Origin of the sequence: Aeromonas sp. s8 (genome assembly GCF_040907785.1) — a bacterium.
Taxonomy (GTDB): domain Bacteria; phylum Pseudomonadota; class Gammaproteobacteria; order Enterobacterales; family Aeromonadaceae; genus Aeromonas; species Aeromonas veronii.
Window position 1 is genome coordinate 1 of record NZ_JBFOCL010000029.1, and the last position, 2081, is coordinate 2081.

Annotated in this window: 3 protein-coding genes; 1 reads left to right on the plus strand and 2 read right to left on the minus strand. The window is 53.3% G+C overall.

What is annotated here, in order from left to right:
• On the plus strand, window positions 1-190 hold a 190-nt coding region (locus tag AB5Y86_RS09680), incomplete at its 5' end, for a hypothetical protein (RefSeq protein ID WP_368192761.1).
• A 98-nt stretch (window positions 191-288) separates the two neighbouring features.
• Here AB5Y86_RS09680 and gmhB read toward each other — a convergent pair.
• Window positions 289-831 carry a D-glycero-beta-D-manno-heptose 1,7-bisphosphate 7-phosphatase gene (gmhB, locus tag AB5Y86_RS09685; RefSeq protein WP_309507841.1) on the minus strand — a complete coding sequence of 181 codons (543 nt, stop codon included), beginning with the start codon at window positions 829-831 and terminating at the stop codon, window positions 289-291.
• Between the two features lie 113 nt (window positions 832-944).
• On the minus strand, window positions 945-2081 hold a 1137-nt coding region (gene tuf / locus AB5Y86_RS09690), incomplete at its 5' end, for an elongation factor Tu (RefSeq protein ID WP_115523187.1).

Sequence of the window (2081 nt, forward strand, 5' to 3'; positions counted from 1 at the left end):
CGATGCTGTGAGTGCCCACACAGATTGCTTGATTCAAATTGTTAAAGAGCGACGCAACAGTGTGTTGCTGCGGGAGTGGAATTCTACTCAACCGCTTTCTCGAGTCAAGCCTTATTTTCAAAGGCTTTTCGAGGTTATCGACTTGGCTTTCTGCGTTGCCGCTTGCCCTGTCGATGGAGGGGCATTATAGGGAACAGATTCTTTCTGGCAAGCAGATAATTGCAAAAAGATGGCTTTCGCTGTTTGTTCGCTCACAAAGCCACCAATTGGCATATTAAACCGGCGAAATCAGCTCACTGCAGGCACCGCAACAGCAAAATCGTGCAGATTGTCATAGAGAGCATCGGCCAGCGCACTACCCGTTTCGGTCACCGGCTTACCGGTTCTGACCATGATCTTGTGACCAACACCAGCATTGACGGCAGCTTTCAGATCAGAGGGCTTGTCACCCACCATATAGGAACGACTCATGTCGATCCCCAGTTCCTGTTGTGCCAACAGCAGCATGCCTGGTTCCGGTTTGCGGCAATCACAGGGGGCGCCGTGATCCGGATGATGGGGGCAGAAGTAGATGCCATCGAGATCCACATTCCGATCAGCCAGTGACCAATCCATCCATTCAGTCAAATTCATGAAGTCATCTTCACTGAAGTAGCCGCGGGCGATTCCGGACTGGTTGGTGACGACGACCAGCAGATAGCCTTTCTTTTTGAGGAGCTGCAGGGCGTCTATGACTCCGGGCAGAAAATGGAAATCATCGACCTGACTGACATAGCCAGTGTCTTCATTGATGACACCGTCACGATCCAGAAAAATGGCGGGGTTGCTCACGGAAACTACCTCTATCAATGGTTTTGCCCAGTATCTCACAGGCCATAAATAGCCCCAAAAATAAAAGGGGTGGCCGAAGCCACCCCTTTTCATGTTTGTATATAACGAATCGATTAGGCGATTACGCTAGCTACAACACCAGCACCTACGGTACGGCCACCTTCACGGATAGCGAAACGCAGGCCGTCGTCCATTGCGATCGGAGCAATCAGGGTAACAACCATTTTGATGTTGTCGCCCGGCATTACCATCTCTACGCCTTCCGGCAGTTCGATGGTACCGGTCACGTCGGTAGTACGGAAGTAGAACTGCGGACGGTAGCCTTTGAAGAACGGGGTATGACGGCCACCTTCTTCTTTGGACAGTACGTACACTTCAGATTCGAACTTGGTGTGCGGCTTGATAGAACCCGGCTTGGCCAGTACCTGACCACGCTCTACGTCTTCACGCTTAACACCACGCAGCAGCGCGCCGATGTTCTCACCTGCACGACCTTCGTCCAGCAGCTTGCGGAACATTTCAACACCGGTACAGGTGGTAGAAACGGTATCTTTGATACCAACGATTTCTACGGTCTCACCTACTTTAACGATACCGCGCTCTACACGACCGGTAACTACGGTACCACGGCCAGCGATAGAGAATACGTCTTCGATAGGCATCAGGAACGGCTGGTCAATCGCGCGCTCCGGCTCCGGGATGTAGGTATCCAGGTGGCCAGCCAGCTCGATGATCTTCTCTTCCCACTGAGCGTCGCCTTCCAGCGCTTTCAGCGCGGAACCGCGAACTACCGGCAGGTCATCACCCGGGAAGTCGTATTCGGTCAGCAGTTCACGAACTTCCATCTCTACCAGTTCGAGCAGCTCTTCGTCATCAACCATGTCACACTTGTTCATGAACACGATCATGTACGGGATACCAACCTGACGACCCAGCAGGATGTGCTCACGAGTCTGCGGCATCGGGCCGTCAGTCGCTGCTACTACCAGGATCGCGCCGTCCATCTGGGCAGCACCGGTGATCATGTTTTTAACGTAGTCGGCGTGACCCGGGCAATCTACGTGGGCGTAGTGGCGGGTAGCGGTGTCGTATTCTACGTGGGAGGTGTTGATGGTGATACCACGCTCACGCTCTTCCGGTGCCTTGTCGATCTGGTCGAAGGCGAAAGCTTTACCACCGAAGTGCTTGGCCAGCACGTTGGTGATAGCTGCAGTCAGGGTGGTTTTACCGTGGTCAACGTGGCCGATGGT